Here is a 17,569-nt window from a genome sequence, read left to right as displayed (position 1 = left end):
CCGAACGCCACTCCCCGGGTCACAGCAGCCCGCGTTCGCGTCCGCGGCGCACGGCTTCGGTGCGCCGGTTCACCGCCAGCTTGCGGTAGACGCTCTTGAGGTGCGTCTTCACGGTGTTCACGGACACATGGAGATCGTCGGCGATCTCCTCCGTGGACATCATCCGGGACAGCCGCACCAGGACGTCGTGCTCGCGGGCACTGAGCTCCTCCACCACCAGCGGTTCCGGCCCGGCCGTCCGGCGCTTCGCGTGGGCCCCGCTGCCCGGCGGGCGGGGACCGAGGCTGAGCCAGCCGTCGGCCAGCGCGGCCAGCGGGTCGGTGTCCAGCAGCGGCTGGACCCAGGGTCCGGCCTCCAGGAACGGCCGCCGCAGCCGTTCGCGGCGGGCGAGGGCCAGCGCGCGGCCGAGCGCCCGGCGCGCGCCGGCGCCGTCCCCGGCCCGGTCGGCGGCCTGCGCCCGCACCAGCAGCGCCCGGACGGTGACCGCCGGACCCGCGGCGACCCCGGGCGGTACGGCGTCGAGCACGGCCATCGCACGGTCGGGCCGGCCCGCCGAGACCAGGGCGCGGGCCGCCTCGACCCGGCAGGCCACCTGATCGTCCGGCACGTCCAGCAGGGTGCGCACCGCATCCTCCGGGCGGCCCTCGGCCAGGTGGGCGGCCCCGGCGATGGCGGCCGCCTGGCCCTGGACCCACGGGGAGCCGAGCCCGGCGGCGGCCACCGGCTCGGCAGCGGCGAGCGCGGCCCTGGCGTCCCCGAGGGCCAGCAGCAGCCGCCCCCTGGCGATGGCCCGGCCCGCTTCCAGCACCGGGTCCTGGCCCACCAGACCGGACGTCGCGACCTCGTCAAGCAGGCCCTGGGCCTCGCCCAGTTCGTCGCGTTCGACCGCCACGGCGGCCCGCACCAGGGGGCCGACGCCGGAGCCGGCCGACGGGGGCAGGCCGAACCGTTCCGTCTCGGCCTGCGCCGCGAGCGCCTTGCGCTCCGCCCGGCTCGGCCAGCCGGCGAGGTAGTCGATGAGCGCGAGATGGCCCAGGCACTCCTGACGAGGCAGCGCCGTCGCGGCCTCGCCCGCCGCCCCGACGACCGCGGACAGGGCCTCGCGCGCCTCGTCGAACCGTCCCGCCCACAGCCGCGCGGTGCCCAGGTGCGTCAGCAGCAGCGCGTTCAGCTCGGGATGCTCGTCCAGCAGCCGCTCGGGGACCTCCACCCGAAGCTGCCGAGCCCGCTCGGCGGCCTTCTCCGCCCGATCGGGGTTGCCGCCCAGCCGGGCGGTGTGCACCTCCAGCAGCGCGGCGCTCAGCCGGGCCGCGGCGGGCTCGGACGCCTCGGTGGCCAGCGTCTCCTCGGCGCGGTGGAGATGGGCCAGGCCGTGGTCGACATCGCAGTGGGACAGCGCGCGGGCCGCCCGGACGAGATCCGCCGCGGGGCTGCGTGCCTCGGGCGACATCCGGGAGAACAGCTCGTCCATCGTGTCGGTTCGCAGGCCCGTGAACAGTTCCCCGATGGCGAGCTCGTCGACCAGCGCCCCGGCGGTGAACTCCCAGTCCTCGGCGGCGGCGCCATGGGCGAGCGCCTCGGACAGGAACCCGGCGTGCCGCAGCCACCGGGCGGCCCGTGCGTGCAGCTCGGGTGCCAGGCCGGGCGCCCGTACCTCCAGATGGGACCGCAGGATCTCCCCGAACAGGGGGTGCAGCCGGTACCAGGAGTGCCCCAGCTGGTCGACGAACGCGTTCTGGCGGCGGAGCTCGTCCAGGATCGGCCCGGCGTCGGTCCGGCCGGTCAGCGTGTTCGCCAGGTCGGGGCAGAACCGCTCCAGGACGCTGACCCGCAGCAGCAGCTCCTGCGTCTCGGACGGCTGCCGCTTGAGCACCTCGGCCAGCAGGAAGTCGGCGACCGTGCTCTGCCCGGCCTCGAACTCCTTCAGGTACGTCGTCGGGTCCCCGGCCTCCCGCGCCGCGAGCGCGCACAACCGCAGGCCCGCCGCCCAGCCCCCGGTCCGCTCCACCAGAGAGCCCGCGGCCTGCACACTCAGGTCCAGTCCGTGCAGCCGCAGCAGCGCGGCCGCCTCCTCGGGGGTGAAGGCCAGCTCGGCGTTGCGGATCTCCGTCATGGTGCCGGCGGCGCGGTACCGGTGCAGCGGCAGCAGCGGCTCGTTACGGGTGACCAGGACCAGGCGCAGCCCCCGTGCCGCGTGGTGCAGGACGAACTCCACCTGCTCGGTCAGGTCGTCCGAGGTCACCCGGTCGAACTCGTCGAGCACCACGACGACGGGCCGGTCCAGCCCGCTGAGCCCGACGGCGAGCCGGGACAGCAGTTTGTGGTCCACCTGGTTGGCGTCCGCCGGGCAGCCGACGTCCTCCGGAACGGGCACGCCCCGGGTGCGCAGTGCCTCCAGCAGATACGCCCAGAACTGGCCGGGGGCCTCGCCCGCCCCGACGGTGAACCAGACGGCGGGCTGCTCCAGACCGGCCGCCCAGTCGGCCACCAGCAGGGTCTTGCCCGCGCCGGCGGCGCCGTTGACCATGATCAGCGGTGTGCCCAGACCCGCGTCGAGCCGTGCGCGCAGCCGTTCGCGGCGCAGGAAGGTGTGGGGCCTGGCCGGTACGGCCGTCCGCACGGGCAGGTAAGGGTCCCCGAGCGGATCGACGTCCTGCTCCGCCGATCCGTCCCCCTTTCCGTCCTGCGCGCTCATGACGACACCACCGTCCCTCACACCCCCTGGCAGTGCCCCCTCTCCCTTTCCAAGGATCTCAGCTCTCCCGCGGGTCCGCCCGGCGGACGGGGGCCGGGGGCCCGGGGCGCCTGGACCGGACAGGTGCCGTTCGATGGGCTCGGCGGAGGTGAGGGCAGGTGCCGTTCCGTGGGCTCGGCAGAGGTGAGGGCGGATGCCGGTGGTGGTGAGGGCAGGTATCGGCGGAGGTGAGGACCGGTGCGAGAAGCAGTCCGAGTCCAACGCCATGTGGGGCCTGTCCCTGCCGATCCCCTTCCAGCAGCCGCTGCTGGCCGGGGCGGGCGACTACTTCGCCCCGCACGTGCGCGCCTACATGCGGCGCAGCGGGGCCCGGACACGGTCGGCTCGCTGGTGGCGTACAAGGACCGCCGCAACGCGCTCAAGAACCCCTACGCGCACCTCCACGAGCACGGCATCACCCTGGAGCGGGTCCAGTCCTCGCCGATGCTCTGGACCCCGATCCGCTACTCCGAGACCTGCCCCTCCTCCGACGGGGCCTGCGCGATCGTGCTCACCGGCCGCGCCGGCGCGGCCCGCGCGCCGCGGCCGCCCGCCTGGATGCTGGGCGGCGCGATGCGCAGCGAGCCGACCCTGTTCGCGGGCAAGGACTTCGTCTCCCCGCAGGCCGGCAAGGACTGCGCCGCCGACGTCTACCGGCAGGCCGGCATCACCGACCCGCGCAGGGAGATCGACGCGGTCGAGTTGTACGTGCCGTTCTCCTGGTACGAGCCGATGTGGCTGGAGAACCTCGGCTTCGCCGCCGAGGGCGAGGGCTGGAAGCTCACCGAGGCGGGGGTGACCGAGCTGGACGGCGATCTGCCGGTCAACATGTCGGGCGGCGTGCTGTCCACCAACCCCATCGGCGCCTCCGGCATGATCCGCTTCGCGGACGCCGCGCTCCAGGTGCGCGGGCAGGCGGGGGAGCACCAGCTGGAGCGGGCCCGCCGGGTGCTGGGCCACGCCTACGGCGGCGGCTCGCAGTTCTTCTCCGTGTGGCTGGTGGGCGCGCGGCCCCCACAGTCCTGAAAGGTCGTCCACACGCGGCCTGTCCGGGGCGCGGGACGATCGCTAGGCTGGCCGCGGACGACGCGAACCGGGAGGAGCACGGACGTGGCCGAGAGCACCATCCAGCAGCAGCCGCTCAGGGGCTGGGGCAAGCCGGAGCTGGACCTCAGCAACGCCGAGTGGCAGTCCAGCAGCCGGGGACGGGGGGATGTCCAGATCGCCTTCGTCGAGGGCTTCATCGCCATGCGCAACAGCGACCGCCCCGAGAGCCCGTCCCTGATCTTCACCCCCGCCGAGTGGGGCGCGTTCGTGTCCAACGCGCGCGAGGGCGAGTTCGACCTGACCTGAGCCGGACCGGCGCCGGGAGCCGAGCCGCACCCGGCGCCGAGGGCCCGCCCCTGCCGGAGGGGCCCGCTTTCGAGGGTGTTCCGATCCGGCGGTGTTCCCGCCGATTTCCCGGACACGCGACCGCACGCCCGCCCCGGGGCCGCCGCCTGCGCCAGGCTGGCCCCAGCAAGCGGAAGGTCGTACTCGGAGGTGAGGGACATGAGTACCCTGCCGGTCATCGCGGCGGTCGACGGTTCGGACGGCAGCCTGCGGGCCCTGGACTGGGCCGTCGACGCCGCACGGCGCCACAGGGCGCCGCTCACCGTGGTCCACGTACGGCACGACCTGGCCTGGACCCACCCCGGCGCCCCCGTGGTCCTGCCCCCGCCGGCCGAGGAGGACCCCGTGCTCAGCGACGCGCGCGCCCGGCTGGCGGAGCTCGCCGACGCACCGGACGCGCAGTACGTCGCCCTCGACGGCGCCCCCGCGGTCTTCCTGCCCGAGCTGGGCGCCGAGGCCGGGCTGCTGGTCCTCGGCACACGCGGCCGGGGTGGCTTCGTCGGCCTGCTGCTGGGCTCCCACAGCATCGCCGCCGCACAGAACGCCGACTGCCCGGTGGTCGTGGTGCCCCCGCCCGGACGCCAGGCCGCGGACCCCCTGCCCCAGGAACCGGGGCCGCGCGTGGTGGTCGGCCTCAAGGTCGACAGCCCCGACGACGCCGTCCTCGACCTCGCCTTCACCGAGGCCGCCCTGCGCGGCGCCCGGCTCCAGGCGGTCGCCGCCTACCCCTGGCCCGTCCAGGACTGGTCCCCGCCCGGCGAACTCGTGCCCGTCATCATCCGCCAGGGCGACCTGGCGGGCGAGACCCGGGCCCTCGCCGAGGGCTTCCTCGCACCGCACCGGGCCCGGCACCCCGACGTCCGCGCCGACGTGGTGCCCGTCCCCGGCGACGCGGCCGGGGCCCTCGTCGCCTCCTCCCCTGGCGCCGAGCTGACCCTCGTCGGCCGGCACCGACGCCGCCTGCTCGCCCCCGCCCCCATGCTCGGCTCCGTCACCCACGCCGTCCTGCTGCACGCGGCGAGCCCCGTCGCGGTGGTCTCACCGGCCCCGGCCGGCGTCTGACCGGGCGGGGCCCGCCTATCATCGGCCCCATGCCCGCCCAGGACGCCCGCGTCACCCTCGACCTCGCCCTCACCATCAGGCACGACGGGCACGGCGGCGTGGCCGACGACCTGACCGACCCCGCCGGGCTGACCACCTGGGTCCGCGCCCACCCCGGCCTGCTGCCCGGCACGGCCGCCTACACCGCGGACGAGCCCGCCCTGACCGCCGTACGAGAACTGCGCGCCGCGGTCCGCGCCCTGTTCGCCCGCAGCGTGCCCGGCGCGCCCAGCCCCGCGGACGCCGCCCGGCTGCTGCCCGTCGAGGACGCCGTGGCCCGCCTCAACGCGGCCGCGGCCCGCACCCCCACCGTGCCCGTCCTGCACTGGGCCGACGACACCGAGCCGGGCCTGCGGCACCTTCCCGCGCACGGCGAGGACGACCTGACGGCCGTGCTCGCGCGAGCGGCCGCCGCGTTCCTCACGAGCCCCGACCGCGCACGCCTGCGCGCCTGCCACGCCCCGCGCTGCGTGCGCTACTTCCTCAAGGGGCACCCCCGCCAGGAGTGGTGCAAGCCCTCCTGCGGCAACCGCGCCCGCGTGGCCCGGCATCACGAGCGGCGGCAGCGACCGTCCGGTCGGTGACCGCGGCGAAGACCGTCCGGTCAGTAACGTCTAGACCGCAGCGAACGGCCACCCGGAAGCGTACGCTGAGCTGCCTGAGGGTCACGGTACGCGCCCGTATCCCGCACGGACGCAGCCCGTGACAGGGGGGTAGGACATGGGGCAGCACACACCGCGAAGCGCCCGCACGCTCTTCGAGCGCGAGGACGAACTCGGCGCCGTGGACGAGGCGTTAAGCGAGCTCGTCGGCCTGCGCGCGGACGGCGCCGGGCCGCGCGAGCGCCCCGGCGGGGCCCTGCTCGCCTTCGCCGGACGCGCCGGCATCGGCAAGACGACCCTGCTCGCCGAGGTCCGCCGGCGCGCCGCCGCCCGCGGCTGCACCGTCCTCAGCGCCCGTGGCGGCGACCAGGAACAGCGCGTCGCCTTCCACGTCGCCCGCCAGCTGCTGCAACCCCAGCTCGCGGGCACCGCCGAGCCGGAACTGCGCGCATCGCTGGGCAGTTGGTACGACATCGTCGGCCCCGCCCTCGGCCTGTGCGCGCCCGTGGGCGGCGCCCCGCCCGATCCGCAGGGACTGCGCGACGGCCTCGACTGGGTCCTCACCCACCTCGCCGTGCGCCGCGCCCCCATGGTCCTCGTGCTCGACGACGCCCACTGGGCGGACCCCGAATCCCTGCGCTGGCTCGCCGCGTTCGCCCCGCGCGCCGAACAACTCCCGCTGCTGATCGCCGTCGCCTACCGGCCCGACGAACTCCCCGAGCACGCCGAGTCGTTCCGGAGCCTGCCCGGCCGCGCCGGGTCCCGCCCCCTCGACCTCGAACCGCTCAGCGCCCGCGCCGTCGCCGGCCTCGTCCGCGAGACCCTCGGCGCCCACGCCGACGACGCCTTCTGCCGCGAGTGCTGGGCCGTCACCGCCGGCAACCCCTTCGAGACCGTCGAGCTCGCCGCCAAGGTCCACGACCGCGGCCTCAACCCCACCGAGTCCGGCGCCCACCTGCTGCGCGACCTCGCCGCCGCGGTCAAGGGCCGCGGCCTGATCGACCGCATCGACCGCCTCGGCGCCGCCACCGTCCGGTTCGCCTGGGCCTGCGCCGTCCTCGGCACCGAGATCCGCCCCTCCCTCGCCGCCGCCGTCGCCGGACTCGGCCACGAGGGGGCCGCCGACGCCGCCGACGCGCTGCGCAGCGCCCGCATCCTCACCGGCCCGGTCAACGACACCGGCACCCTCGAATTCGTCCACCCCCTCATCGCCACCGCCGTCTACCGGGCCATCCCCGCCGCCATCCGCGTCGCCCTGCACGGCCAGGCCGCCTGGTGCGTCGTCGAGGGCGGCCAGGGCGCCGACGCCGCCGCCCGCCACCTGCTGGAGACCCACCCCGAGGGCGACCCCTGGGTCGTGCGGAACCTGCGCGCCGCCGCCGCCGAGACCCTGCGCGCGGGCGCCCCCGACGCCGCCTGCCGCTACCTCGCCCGCGCCCTGCGCGAACCGCCCGCCGACAAGGACCGCGCCGCCGTCCTGTACGAACTGGGCTGCGCCTCCCTGCTCACCGAACCGGCCACCACCGTCAACCACCTGCGCGCCGCCCTCGAAGAGCCCATCGCCGAACCCGAGTTGCGCCATCACGTCGTCTACCGGCTCTCCCAGGTCCTCGCCCACAGCGACCGACTCGCCGAGGCCTCCGACACCCTCGCCCGGGAGATCCGCGTCACCGACGACGCCCGCGTCCGGCTGCGCATGACCGCCGAGCAGTTCATGTGGGACGCCTTCCGCGCCGACGAACCCGACCACCCCGCCCGCTCCCGCCGGATGGCCCGGCTCGCCGACCGCCTCCAGGGCCGGGACCTCACCGAGCGCTACATCATCGGACTGCGCACCTGGGACGCCGTACTGCGCGGCGAGCCCGCCAAGGTCGCCCTCGACCACGCCGAACGCGCCCTGGCGGGCGGCCTCGGCTGGGCCGAGCCGGACCGCGGCTTCGAGGTGCCCGTCCTGGTCGCCCTCGCCTTCATGTACGCCGACCGGCCCGGCCGGACCGAGGAACTCTTCGCCGCCGGCACGGCCGACTTCGAACGCCAGGGCTGGCGCGGCGCCCACCTCTCCTTCGCGTACACCCTGCTCGGCTACGTCCGCTACCGCCGCGGCCGGCTCGCCGAGGCCGAGGACTTCGTGCGGGCCGGGCTGCGCCTGGCCGAGCGCGTCGGCCCGGACACCCCCGCCCACTGGTACGCCGTCGGCATCCTCGTGGAGATCCTGCTCGCCCGCGGCCGGGTCGCCGAGGCCGCGAGCGCCGCCGACACCTACCACTTCGCGGCCCCCTTCCCCGCCGCCGTCGTCTTCCCCGACGCCCAGACCGTGTACGGCGAACTGCTGCTCGCCTGCGGCCGGATCGAGGAGGCCGCCGCCGAACTCTCCGCCGCCGGCCGCCGCCTGGACCCGCGCGGCATCCGCAACCCCGCCTGGTGCCCCTGGCAGCTCCACCTCGCCCGCGCCGAGCGGCACTACGCCCCCGAACGCGCCCTCGTCACCGCCGAGGAGGCCCTCTCGCGCGCCCGCCAGTTCGGCACCCCGTCCGCCATCGGGCAGGCCCTGCGCACCCTCGCCGAGGTCTCCACCGGGGCCGCGAGGATCAAGCACCTCGAAGAGGCCGTGGACCACCTCAGCCGCTCCCCGGCCGCCTACGAACTGGCCTGCGCCCTGGTGTCCCTGGGCACGGAACTGCGCCTGGCCGGCCACCACCGCGAGGCCGCCGAGCACCTCTACCGGGGCCTGGAGGCCGCCGTCCAGTGCGGCGCCGACGGCCTGGCCACCACCGCCCGCGAGGAGATCTGCGCCGCCGGTCTGCGCCCGCGCCGACTGCACGGCACCGAGACCGACACCCTCACCGCCCGCGAGCGCCGCGCCGCCGCCCTCGCCGTCGGCGGCCACACCCCGGCCGAGATCGCCCGCGACCTGCGCACCGACGAACCCTCGGTCACCCGCCTCCTCTCCGCCGTCTACCGAAAGATCGGCACAGACCCCACGGGCCTCCCCGCCGCCCTGGCCGACCGCCCGGCCCAGTAGCACTCCGGCGCCCGAGCCCCGGCCGCGGGCCGCCGGTGGCCGGGCGCGCGGTTCCCCGCGCCCCTCAAGGCGTCCGCGGCCGCCCCCGTCCGGCCTCTGGGCTCCCGAGCAGACGGCCGAGCAGAGGCGGGACCACCTCAAAAGGGGCGCGGGGAACTGCGCGAGCAACCACGGACAAGCCGCACACGGACCACGCACCGAGAGGCCACCCGCTCCCTCGGCTGAACCGCCGGACGGCAAGCCGTACCATGGCGACATGTCGTTCCTCCGCCGCCGCAGCGCCACTCCCGCCGGGCCCGACTTCGACGTACTGGCCATGGATCCGGGCGACTGGCCCGGCAACCTCGGCGCCGGGCTGCTGCCCGCCCCCGACGGCTCCTGCCAGGGCGTCTTCCTGCGCTACGACCTGTTCGGCGGCCGCGGCCCCGCGATGATCATCGGCAATCTGCCCGAGGGCTCCCCGGCCCGCGAGGTCACCGAGGGCCAGATCCCCTTCGAGGTGGCCCAGCTGCTCGTCGCCCTGGAGAACGACGAGGAGGTCACCGTCACCGGCGTCGAGGACGTGCCGGTCATGCAGGGCGACAACCTCCTCATCGTGCGCCGCCTCAAGCTCTCCGAGAGCCGTATCGCCTGCGTGCAGTTCGACCGCAGCGACAACGTCCTGGTGACGATCGCCGCCTGGGACCGCCCCATCACCGACGACCTGTACGCGCTGCTGAAGCCGCTGCCCGCGGAGCTGTTCCAGCAGGGCTGAAGCCCGCGAGGGGCCAGGCCGGGCCGCCGTCACGGCGACCCGGCCCGTCCCTGTCAGGACGTCGACGCCCCCACGGTCACATCGGCCGCCCGGACGAACGCCACCCGGTGCCCGAACTGGATCTCGTAGTAGAGGTCCTCGCCCCGCACCACGCGATGAGAGGCCGTGTCGAAGGTGACGGCGTAGTAGTACTCGCCGGGCACCAGATCGCCCGCCACGTACTTCTGCCCCGCGAGCAGCTTGTACGGCAGCGGGGACACGGCCTGCGCCGGGACCCCGGCCGGGTAGGCGCTCGCCTCGGGGTAGGCGCGGCCGTAGACCGGGACGCTCTCCAGACCGGCCTTCGGCGTGATCACCAGGCCCTTGGCGGACACGGCGGTCGGCTCCTGCCTCGGGTTCTCGAACCAGGCCTTCTGGCCCAGGTACCAGATCGCCGTCCAGTCGCCCTCACGGCCGGCCACCGCGTACTGCTGACCGGTGGACACCCGCGACCCGATGTCGTTGACGCCGATGGTGGAATCCTGGCCGCCCGGCCGCAGCCCGATGTCCTTGACCAGCGGGTACGACGTACCGGGCCCGGTGTGCAGCCGCACCGCGCTCGACCCGTGCACCGCGCACGGCTCGCCCGAGCCGACGCACCCCGTGTAGGCGGGCCGGTTCGCGGCGTAGTCGGGCCGGATGGTCACCAGCCCGCCGTTCGGGCCCGCGGTCGGTTCCAGGGGCCGGCCCAGCAGCGTGAAGTAGTGCGCCCAGTCCCAGTACGGGCCCGGGTCGGTGTGCATGCCGCGGACCGTCGCCGTGGTCGGGCCCGGCACGGTGTCGTGGCCGAGGATGTGCTGCCGGTCCAGGGGGATGTCGTACTTCTGCGCCAGGTAGCGCACCAGCCGGGCGGAGGAGCGGTACATCGCCTCCGTGTACCAGGAGTCCGGATAGGCCAGGAAGCCCTCGTGCTCCAGGCCGACCGACTTGGCGTTGACGTACCAGTTGCCCGCGTGCCAGGCCACGTCCTTCGCCTTGACGTGCTGGGCGATGTACCCGTCCGTGGAGCGCAGCGAGTAGTTCCAGGACACGTACGTCGGGTCCTGCACCAGGTTCAGGACGCCCTCCCAGCCGCCCTCCGTGTCGTGCACGACGATGTACCGGATGCGCTGCGAGGCCGGCCGGTCGGCGAGGTCGTGGTTGCCGTAGTCGTTGTCGCCGAACGTCTCGTACGGCGCCGGGATCCACTCGCAGGACACGTTCGACGGGCACTCCGTGCCCGCGGCGGACGCCCTGCGCAGACCGGTGCGCGCCAGCTGCGAGGTGTCGGGGGCCAGGTCCGGGCGGGCCGCCAGGGCGACGTGCTGACCGGCGTCGGTGAACCGCTCGGCGCCGGTGCGCAGCACCTCGTACACGTCGTTCGCGTACGCGGCGGCCGTCGCCGTGTCGTCGGCGCCGGAGAAGCGCGCCACCGCGCCGTACCAGTCCGCCGGGTCGGAGCTGAGCGGCTCGCCCAGGTCCTTCTGCGCGGCCGCGAGCAGTGCCGCCCCGCCCGCCACGTTCGCGGCCGGGTCGGTGCGCAGCGCCTCGGGGCTCAGCCCGGTCAGCCCGGCGGCCTCGGGCAGGGTGCGCAGCCGGGCGGGCAGCCTCGCCGGGTCCGGCGGTGCCGTCTCGGGCAGCAGGGCGGGGCGGGCGCCGTCGCCGCGGGCGTCCTCGGTGCCCTCGCTGTGGTGGGGCGCGTTCGCCAGTGCCGTGCGGGCGTCGGTCAGGTGCATCGGGCCGTAGCCGCCGGTCACGCTCGGGGACCCGGCGTGCGCGTCCCAGCGGGACTGGAGGTACGACACGGCCAGCAGCACGCTCTGCGGCACGTGGTGGTCGGCGGACGCCGAGGCGAACGCCAGCTGGAGACGGTCCGCCGACCCCGCCTCCGCCTGCGCCCCGGAGGGCGCCGCGCCCAGCAGGGGCAGCAGCAGCGCGGCGGACGCGACCGTCCCCGCCGCAGCCCTTCGCCTGCGTCTCGGACCTGCGGCACTACGGGGATCGGTGACGGGGCGTCGCAAAGCAGCCTCCTGTGACGGTCGGGCGCGATGAGCCGTGCGGGGCGTGTCAGTGGTACCGGCTCTTCGACGATCCGTCAATCATGCCCACAGGAGGGCGATTTCCCATGTCAGCGCAGGGTGTGCGGAGTTTCGTGGCGGCGGCCGACGGGCCTGCGGGGCGTCAGTGGCGTACACCTGTGGTCCCGGATCCGGGCCCGCACACGGCGAGGTCCGTGGTGCCCCGCCCCGTCCACGGGCGCACCACGGACCGCCGTCCCCGTCAGCGAGTGCCGACCGCCGCTCGGACGGCCCGGCGGGCCATCTGGCAGTCGTCGTGCAGCCGCCTGAGCAGCAGCCGCTGTTCCTCGCCGGACGGCGCAGCAGCCGGGTGGGGCGTGCCCGGTGCCGCCGGGGTCGTGTCGTGCAGCGAACGCTGCATCGCCGTCTCGTACGTACGGATCTCCCGGGTGAGGACCAGCATCAGGTTCACCAGGAAGGCGTCGCGCGAGGCGGGGCCCGCCGACTGCGCGATCTGGCTGATCTGCCGCCGGGCCACGGGCGCGTCGCCGAGCACCGACCACAGGGTGGCGAGGTCGTAGCCGGGCAGGTACCAGCCCGCGTGCTCCCAGTCGACCAGCACCGGTCCGGCCGGGGACAGCAGTACGTTGTTGAGCAGCGCGTCACCGTGGCAGAACTGGCCCATGCCCTGCCGGCCCGCGCCGGTGGCGATGCCGTGCAGCAGCTTCTGCAGGTCGCCCATGTCCCGGTCGGTGAGCAGCCCCAGCTCGTGGAAGCGGGCGATGCGGGCCGCGTAGTCCAGGGGGGCGTCGAAGGTGCCCGCGGGCGGCCGCCAGTGGTTGAGGCGGCAGATCGCGCCCAGCGCCGCTCGGATGTCGGCGCGTGGCGGGGCCTCGGCGGGGTGGCGCTGCAGGGCCGCCACCCGGCCCGGCATCCGCTCGACGACCAGGGTGCAGTTGTCCGGGTCCGCCGCGATCAGCCGGGGCACCCGCACGGGCGGGCGGTGCCGGACGAACGAGCGGTATGCAGCTATTTCGTGCCGGATGCGCTCGGCCCAGGCGGGCGAGTGGTCCAGTAAACACTTGGCGACGGCGGTGCTGCGACCGGTCGTGCCGACCAGGAGCACGGCCCGGCTGTTGCGGCGCAGTACCTGCACCGGGGTGAACTCCGGGCAGATCCGGTGCACCGCGGCGATCGCCGCGCGCAGCTGGGCGCCCTGGGGGCCGGACAAGTCGAGTCTCCCGCTGAGCGGTTGGCCGCCCGGTCCCGCGCCAGGCCGCGCCCTGCCCGCGCCGAGCACGGGAGCGGCCGATCGCTGGGGGGCGAGGTAGGGGCCGCCGCCCGGCAGGGGGACTTCCCCCACTCGGGCCGTGCCAGGCGTCTGGGGACGCGGGCGGAGCGACCGGGGCGGGGCGGACACGGAGGACGATGCTGCGTACATGGGCGATACAGATCCCTTCGTGAGCCCTACGAAAACGCGCTGCCCGACCCGGCCGTACGGGTGCACCCTGGGGAGTGCACCAGTTCCGGGAGAACCGGCGACCGGGTCGGGGTGGCGCGTTCCTACCTGACACCCGGCGGCCCGTGGCACACCATCTGGCGCACCCTGGCGAACCCTGGCGAATAGTCGCCCGGCAACTCTCCAAGGGCTACGGTCAACTCAGCCGAGAACCTGGGGGCTTGACGTGAGCGGACAACCCAACACCCGCCTTTCGGACCTGTTCGGCCTGGCCGGCTGGTCCAAAGGCGAACTCGCGAGGCTGGTGAACCGGCAGGCGGTGGCCATGGGCCACCCGCAACTGTCGACCGACACCTCGCGGGTGCGGCGGTGGATCGACATGGGAGAGATCCCGCGCGATCCCGTGCCGCGGGTGCTGGCGGCCTTGTTCACCGAGCGTCTCGGCCGTGTCGTGACCATCGAGGACCTCGGTCTGGTCCGGCACGGGCGCACGGGGAAACGGCAGGGCGGCGGGATTCAGGAACATCCCGACGGCGTGCCGTGGGCGCCCGAGCGGACCGCCGCGGTCCTCACCGAATTCACGGGAATGGACCTCATGCTCAACCGACGCGGCTTGGTGGGCGCGGGTGCCGCGCTCGCCGCGGGATCCGCACTCAGCAGCGCCATGCACGACTGGCTGCACACCGATCCGGCCCTGTCCGCCGACGCTCCCGTCCTCGACAACCCCCTGCACGCCGACCCCGCCGGGTTCGACCGCTACGAGGCCGCCCCCATCGGGTCGCAGGAGATCGAGGAACTGGAGCGCTCGGTGGAGGTGTTCCGGGCCTGGGACGCCGCCCGCGGTGGCGGGCTTCAGCGGAAGGCGGTGGTGGGCCAGCTCAACGAAGTGGGCGGCATGCTCGCCTACCGCCACCCTCCTCACCTCCAGCGGCGCCTGTGGGGCGTCGCCGCCAACCTGGCCGTCCTCGCGGGCTGGATGTCGCACGATGTCGGCCTCGAACCCACGGCCCAGAAGTACTTCGTCATCGCCGCCCATGCCGCGCGCGAGGGCGGTGACCGGCCCCGGGCCGGCGAGGCGCTCTCCCGGGCGGCCCGCCAGATGGTGCACCTGGGCCGGCCCGACGACGCGATGGACCTGATGAAGCTGGCCCAGTCCGGCTCCGGCGAGCGGGTGCTGCCGCGCACCAAGGCCATGTTCCACACCATCGAGGCCTGGGCGCAGGCATCGATGGGCAAGGGGCAGGCGATGCGGCGCACCCTCGGCCGGGCGGAGGACCTCTTCGTCTCCGACAAGGCCGACGAGGCGCCACCGTCCTGGATGCAGCTGTTCAACGAGGCGGACCTGTACGGCATGCAGGCCCTGGCCTATCGCACGCTGGCCGAGTACGAGCCGGAGGCCGCCGTCCACGCCCGGCACTACGCGGACAAGGCCCTGGCCCTGCGGGTCGACGCACAGGAGCGGTCGAAGATCTTCGACTTCCTGTCCATGGCCTCGGCCTGCTTCATCGCCGACGATCCCGAGCAGGCGGACAGTTTCGCCCGGCTCGCCCTGGTGTCGATGGGGCAGAACTCCTCCCGTCGCACCTGGGACCGGCTGCGCCAGATGTACCGGCTCACCGCCGCGTACGCCGAGTACCCGAAGATCGACGAACTGCGGGAGGAGATCCGGCTGGCGCTGCCCAGGATGGCGAAGGGCAGGGGAGGCAGCACGGCACCGGCGTAGGGGCCGCGGCACCGCCGGGGCGGCACCCGGCCGCCGCACAGAAGTCGGATCAAACGGCGGCGTACGTCACGGCGTCACGCCTCGACCCTGGCGACCAGCACGCAGGCGTCGTCCTCGCGCGCGCCCTCGCCGAACTCCTCCACGACCACCCGCACACAGTCCTGTGCGGTGGCCGCCGCGCCCAGCCGCGGGGCCAGGCCGAGGAGGCGTCGTACGGCGGCCGCCTCCTCCCCGCTCCCGGCCTCGCTCGGGCGGGGGGACCCGCAGTCGCCGGGCAGCAGTCCGGCGGTGTGCAGGAGCAGGACGTCGCCGGTCTCCAGGGTCACCTCGGCCTCGCCGTAGGAGGCCCCCGTGGTCGCGCCGAGCAGGACTCCGTCCGGTGCGTCCAGCCGGCGCCCCGTCCCGCCGCGGAACAGCAGCGGGGCGGGGTGTCCGGCCTGCGCCCACACCAGCGTGCGGGTCGTGGGGCGGTAGCGGCAGCACACGGCGCTGCCCAGGGCGGGCTGCGCGGTGGCGTCCAGGAGTTGGTTCAGCCAGGACAGCAGCGGCCCCGGCCCGGTGCCGGCCATCGCCATGCCGCGGACCGCCCCGAGCAGCATCGCGACGCCCGAGGCGGCGGCGACGCCGTGGCCGGTGAGGTCACCGACGCTCAGCAGGGTCTCGCCGTCGGAGAGTTCGAGGGTGTCGTACCAGTCGCCGCCGAGCGGTGTCCGGGTGGCGGGCGGCAGCCGGTGCGCGGCCAGGTCCAGGGTGGGCCGGCCCTGGTGCGGGAGTCGCAGGGTGCCGCGCCACGGGGGGAGCACGGCCTCCTGCAACTCGACCGCCAGCCGGTGCTCGGTCTGCGCCTGGTGCCGCCGGCGCTGGAACGAGTCATGGGTCTCGCTCACGGCCCGCTGGCTGCGGCGCAGCGCGCTGACGTCGCGCAGCACGGCCCACATCGAGGCGGTGCCGCCGTCGCCGTCGAGCACCGGCTCGCCCATCATGTGGACCGTACGGACGCCGCCGTCCGGCCGCACGATCCGGAACTCGCCGTCGATGCGCTTGGCGTCGACGAGGCAGTCCGTGACCATCGTCGTCAGCAGCGGCCGGTCCTCGTCGTGGACCAGGGACGGCAGTTCGTCGAGGGTGAGCGGGGGAGCGGCGGGGTCGCGGCCGAGGATCTCGTACAGCTCGCCGGACCATCTGGCCACGTCCGTCAGGAGGTTCCATTCCGCGCTGCCGACCCGGCTGAGCAGGGACTCGCCCTGCGGTTCGCCGGCGGGCACCGGCGCGGGTGCGGTCTCGGCGGCCGGGGCCGCGGGGCCGTCGCGCAGTTGTGCCAGATGCTCGTCGAGGTCGTTGAGCTGGTGCAGGGCGAGGTCGTACAGCGCGCGCTGCCAGCGGTCCTGCGGGTCCGATCCGTCGCCCGGCACGTCCCGCCGCACCGCGTCCACGTCGCCCCTGAGCCGCCGGGTCTGCGTGATCAACGCATCGACCGTGCCGCGTCCTGGCGGCTGGGCGGCTGGGCGGTCCGCGGAGAGATGGGGCGGCATGACGCACTCCGGAAGGCGGGACGGAACGACCAAGGCTGTAGATGGGACCGCTACGACTGTTGCACAGCCCGCGACGCCCTGTAAGGGATTCGGCAACACACGATACGGTGGTGCTTCTGGCATATGTCAGGGTCTTCCCGGAGGGGTTGCCGCACGTCTTTCGACTACCTCCCCCGAAGGGCAAGTCGTAGACAAGGTACGCGACTTGACGCAGGGTCGGGTGCTGTCCGAGGGTTCTGTCCATGCGTTCGACGCCACTTTGTTCTAGGTGGCAGGGGTGTTGTGGGGCTTGTGACGCAGGTCACATCAAATCTTTCTGGGGTCGGTGTAATGCAAACGCCCCCTGCGAGGTCGTAACTGCGGGCCGGAACACCGGCCGACGTCCCGCCCGCAGGAGGTCGCCCATGGACATCACGCTCGAACAGCCCGCCCGCGCCCGGCTGATCACCGCCGAGGAGCTGGAGGTGCCGGTCCCCGCCACGCTGCGGTACGACTCGAAGGACCCGCTGGCGGTGCAGATCGACTTCCCGCCCGAGGTGTCCCTGGAGGGCGAGGGCGTCACCTGGACCTTCGCCCGCGCACTGCTGGCCGACGGACTTCAGGGCCCGGCCGGGAGCGGGGACGTGCACATCTGGCCCTGCGGCCGGGCCCGCACGGTGCTGGAGTTCCACTCGCCCTACGGCATGGCCCTGCTCCAGTTCGACACCGCCGCCCTCGGCCGGTTCCTGGTGCGCACCTACGCGGTCGTGGGCGCGGGGTGCGAGGACCTCGGCGAGGCCGTCGACCGCGGCCTGAACGCGCTGTTCGACGGCGTGTAGCGGACGGTCCGGCGGCGGGCGCGCAGGGCGCGGTCGCCCCTTCCCCCGCTGTTCACCACCGGCTACCGCACGGGCCCGGCCTCCTTCGCGCGGCGTACCGCAGGGCTGCGCCGGTGACGAAGGCGGGGCGAACGACACCGGTCAGCCGACGGGGGTTCGTGGGACTCGCCGGGCGAGTGCGGCGGCCGGCGTGGCCGCGTGCGGCGCCGACGGCGAGAGACCCTCGCCCGGCGCACCGGCGACCTGCCGCACTCCTGGACCTGGACCGCGGCGACATCCCCTTCCACCACGCGCTCGCCGACCACTGCGCGATCTGCGACGCCTGCTTCGGCTCCGCGCTCGGCGCGACCGGCCCCGACCGCACCTGTCCGTGGAGCGGCAAGGCCGACTCCGCCG

11 protein-coding genes and 2 pseudogenes are annotated in these 17,569 nt (G+C 74.8%); 9 read left to right on the top strand and 4 right to left on the bottom strand.

What is annotated here, in order from left to right; all coding sequences use genetic code 11:
- Window positions 1-19: 19 nt before the first annotated feature.
- On the bottom strand, window positions 20-2,695 hold the full coding sequence (locus ABZZ79_RS15755) for a LuxR C-terminal-related transcriptional regulator (protein WP_356689489.1): 2,676 nt from the start codon (window positions 2,693-2,695) through the stop codon (window positions 20-22).
- A 241-nt stretch (window positions 2,696-2,936) separates the two neighbouring features.
- Here ABZZ79_RS15755 and ABZZ79_RS15750 point away from each other — a divergent pair.
- From ABZZ79_RS15750 to ABZZ79_RS15725, 6 genes and pseudogenes are all read left to right on the top strand, one after another.
- Window positions 2,937-3,760, top strand: a pseudogene (locus tag ABZZ79_RS15750) (thiolase domain-containing protein); the annotation flags it as partial.
- 84 nt (window positions 3,761-3,844) lie between these two features.
- A complete protein-coding gene (locus tag ABZZ79_RS15745; protein ID WP_356689488.1) occupies window positions 3,845-4,087 on the top strand; it encodes a DUF397 domain-containing protein in 243 nt (80 codons plus the stop codon).
- A gap of 198 nt (window positions 4,088-4,285) precedes the next feature.
- Entirely contained in the window at window positions 4,286-5,188 is a 903-nt protein-coding gene (locus ABZZ79_RS15740) for a universal stress protein (RefSeq protein WP_356689487.1), read from the top strand.
- A 29-nt stretch (window positions 5,189-5,217) separates the two neighbouring features.
- The gene (locus tag ABZZ79_RS15735; protein ID WP_356689486.1) at window positions 5,218-5,811 is read left to right on the top strand and encodes a CGNR zinc finger domain-containing protein; all 594 of its coding nucleotides are present in this window, start codon (window positions 5,218-5,220) and stop codon (window positions 5,809-5,811) included.
- A 136-nt stretch (window positions 5,812-5,947) separates the two neighbouring features.
- Window positions 5,948-8,851 (top strand): AAA family ATPase, encoded by a 2,904-nt coding sequence (locus ABZZ79_RS15730; protein ID WP_356689485.1) that lies wholly within the window; start codon window positions 5,948-5,950, stop codon window positions 8,849-8,851.
- Between the two features lie 256 nt (window positions 8,852-9,107).
- Window positions 9,108-9,605: a hypothetical protein gene (locus ABZZ79_RS15725; RefSeq protein WP_356689484.1), complete on the top strand. Its 498-nt coding sequence runs from the start codon at window positions 9,108-9,110 to the stop codon at window positions 9,603-9,605.
- A 53-nt stretch (window positions 9,606-9,658) separates the two neighbouring features.
- On the opposite strand, the gene ABZZ79_RS15720 is transcribed toward ABZZ79_RS15725, so the two are convergent.
- Together ABZZ79_RS15720 and ABZZ79_RS15715 are read right to left on the bottom strand one after the other, a co-directional pair.
- Complete coding sequence (locus ABZZ79_RS15720) at window positions 9,659-11,644, bottom strand: peptidoglycan recognition family protein (protein WP_356689483.1); 1,986 nt, start codon at window positions 11,642-11,644, stop codon at window positions 9,659-9,661.
- Between the two features lie 259 nt (window positions 11,645-11,903).
- On the bottom strand, window positions 11,904-13,082 hold the full coding sequence (locus tag ABZZ79_RS15715) for an aminoglycoside phosphotransferase family protein (protein WP_356689482.1): 1,179 nt from the start codon (window positions 13,080-13,082) through the stop codon (window positions 11,904-11,906).
- 244 nt (window positions 13,083-13,326) lie between these two features.
- Between ABZZ79_RS15715 and ABZZ79_RS15710 the strand changes: the two genes are divergently transcribed.
- The gene (locus tag ABZZ79_RS15710; protein ID WP_356689481.1) at window positions 13,327-14,823 is read left to right on the top strand and encodes a hypothetical protein; all 1,497 of its coding nucleotides are present in this window, start codon (window positions 13,327-13,329) and stop codon (window positions 14,821-14,823) included.
- Between the two features lie 74 nt (window positions 14,824-14,897).
- Here ABZZ79_RS15710 and ABZZ79_RS15705 read toward each other — a convergent pair whose 3' ends face one another.
- Complete coding sequence (locus ABZZ79_RS15705) at window positions 14,898-16,355, bottom strand: SpoIIE family protein phosphatase (protein WP_356689480.1); 1,458 nt, start codon at window positions 16,353-16,355, stop codon at window positions 14,898-14,900.
- A 404-nt stretch (window positions 16,356-16,759) separates the two neighbouring features.
- Between ABZZ79_RS15705 and ABZZ79_RS15700 the strand changes: the two genes are divergently transcribed.
- A complete protein-coding gene (locus ABZZ79_RS15700; RefSeq protein WP_356689479.1) occupies window positions 16,760-17,173 on the top strand; it encodes an SsgA family sporulation/cell division regulator in 414 nt (137 codons plus the stop codon).
- Window positions 17,113-17,559 (top strand): annotated as a pseudogene (locus tag ABZZ79_RS15695) (alkaline phosphatase family protein); the annotation flags it as partial. The gene ABZZ79_RS15700 and the pseudogene ABZZ79_RS15695, both read left to right, overlap by 61 nt.
- Window positions 17,560-17,569: the final 10 nt, after the last annotated feature.

The organism is Streptomyces sp. NPDC006458, assembly GCF_040612135.1.
Taxonomy (GTDB): Bacteria; Actinomycetota; Actinomycetes; order Streptomycetales; family Streptomycetaceae; genus Streptomyces.
This window is presented reverse-complemented; position numbering and strand designations above follow the sequence as displayed.

Excerpts from the sequence above, each read along its gene's own strand:
- ABZZ79_RS15735 (WP_356689486.1), top strand. The coding sequence starts at position 5,218 with ATGCCCGCCCAGGACGCCCGCGTCACCCTCGACCTCGCCCTCACCATC.
- ABZZ79_RS15700 (WP_356689479.1), top strand. The coding sequence starts at position 16,760 with ATGGACATCACGCTCGAACAGCCCGCCCGCGCCCGGCTGATCACCGCC.
- ABZZ79_RS15730 (WP_356689485.1), top strand. The coding sequence starts at position 5,948 with ATGGGGCAGCACACACCGCGAAGCGCCCGCACGCTCTTCGAGCGCGAG.
- ABZZ79_RS15755 (WP_356689489.1), bottom strand. The coding sequence starts at position 2,695 with ATGAGCGCGCAGGACGGAAAGGGGGACGGATCGGCGGAGCAGGACGTC.
- ABZZ79_RS15740 (WP_356689487.1), top strand. The coding sequence starts at position 4,286 with ATGAGTACCCTGCCGGTCATCGCGGCGGTCGACGGTTCGGACGGCAGC.
- ABZZ79_RS15705 (WP_356689480.1), bottom strand. The coding sequence starts at position 16,355 with ATGCCGCCCCATCTCTCCGCGGACCGCCCAGCCGCCCAGCCGCCAGGA.
- ABZZ79_RS15725 (WP_356689484.1), top strand. The coding sequence starts at position 9,108 with ATGTCGTTCCTCCGCCGCCGCAGCGCCACTCCCGCCGGGCCCGACTTC.
- ABZZ79_RS15715 (WP_356689482.1), bottom strand. The coding sequence starts at position 13,082 with ATGTACGCAGCATCGTCCTCCGTGTCCGCCCCGCCCCGGTCGCTCCGC.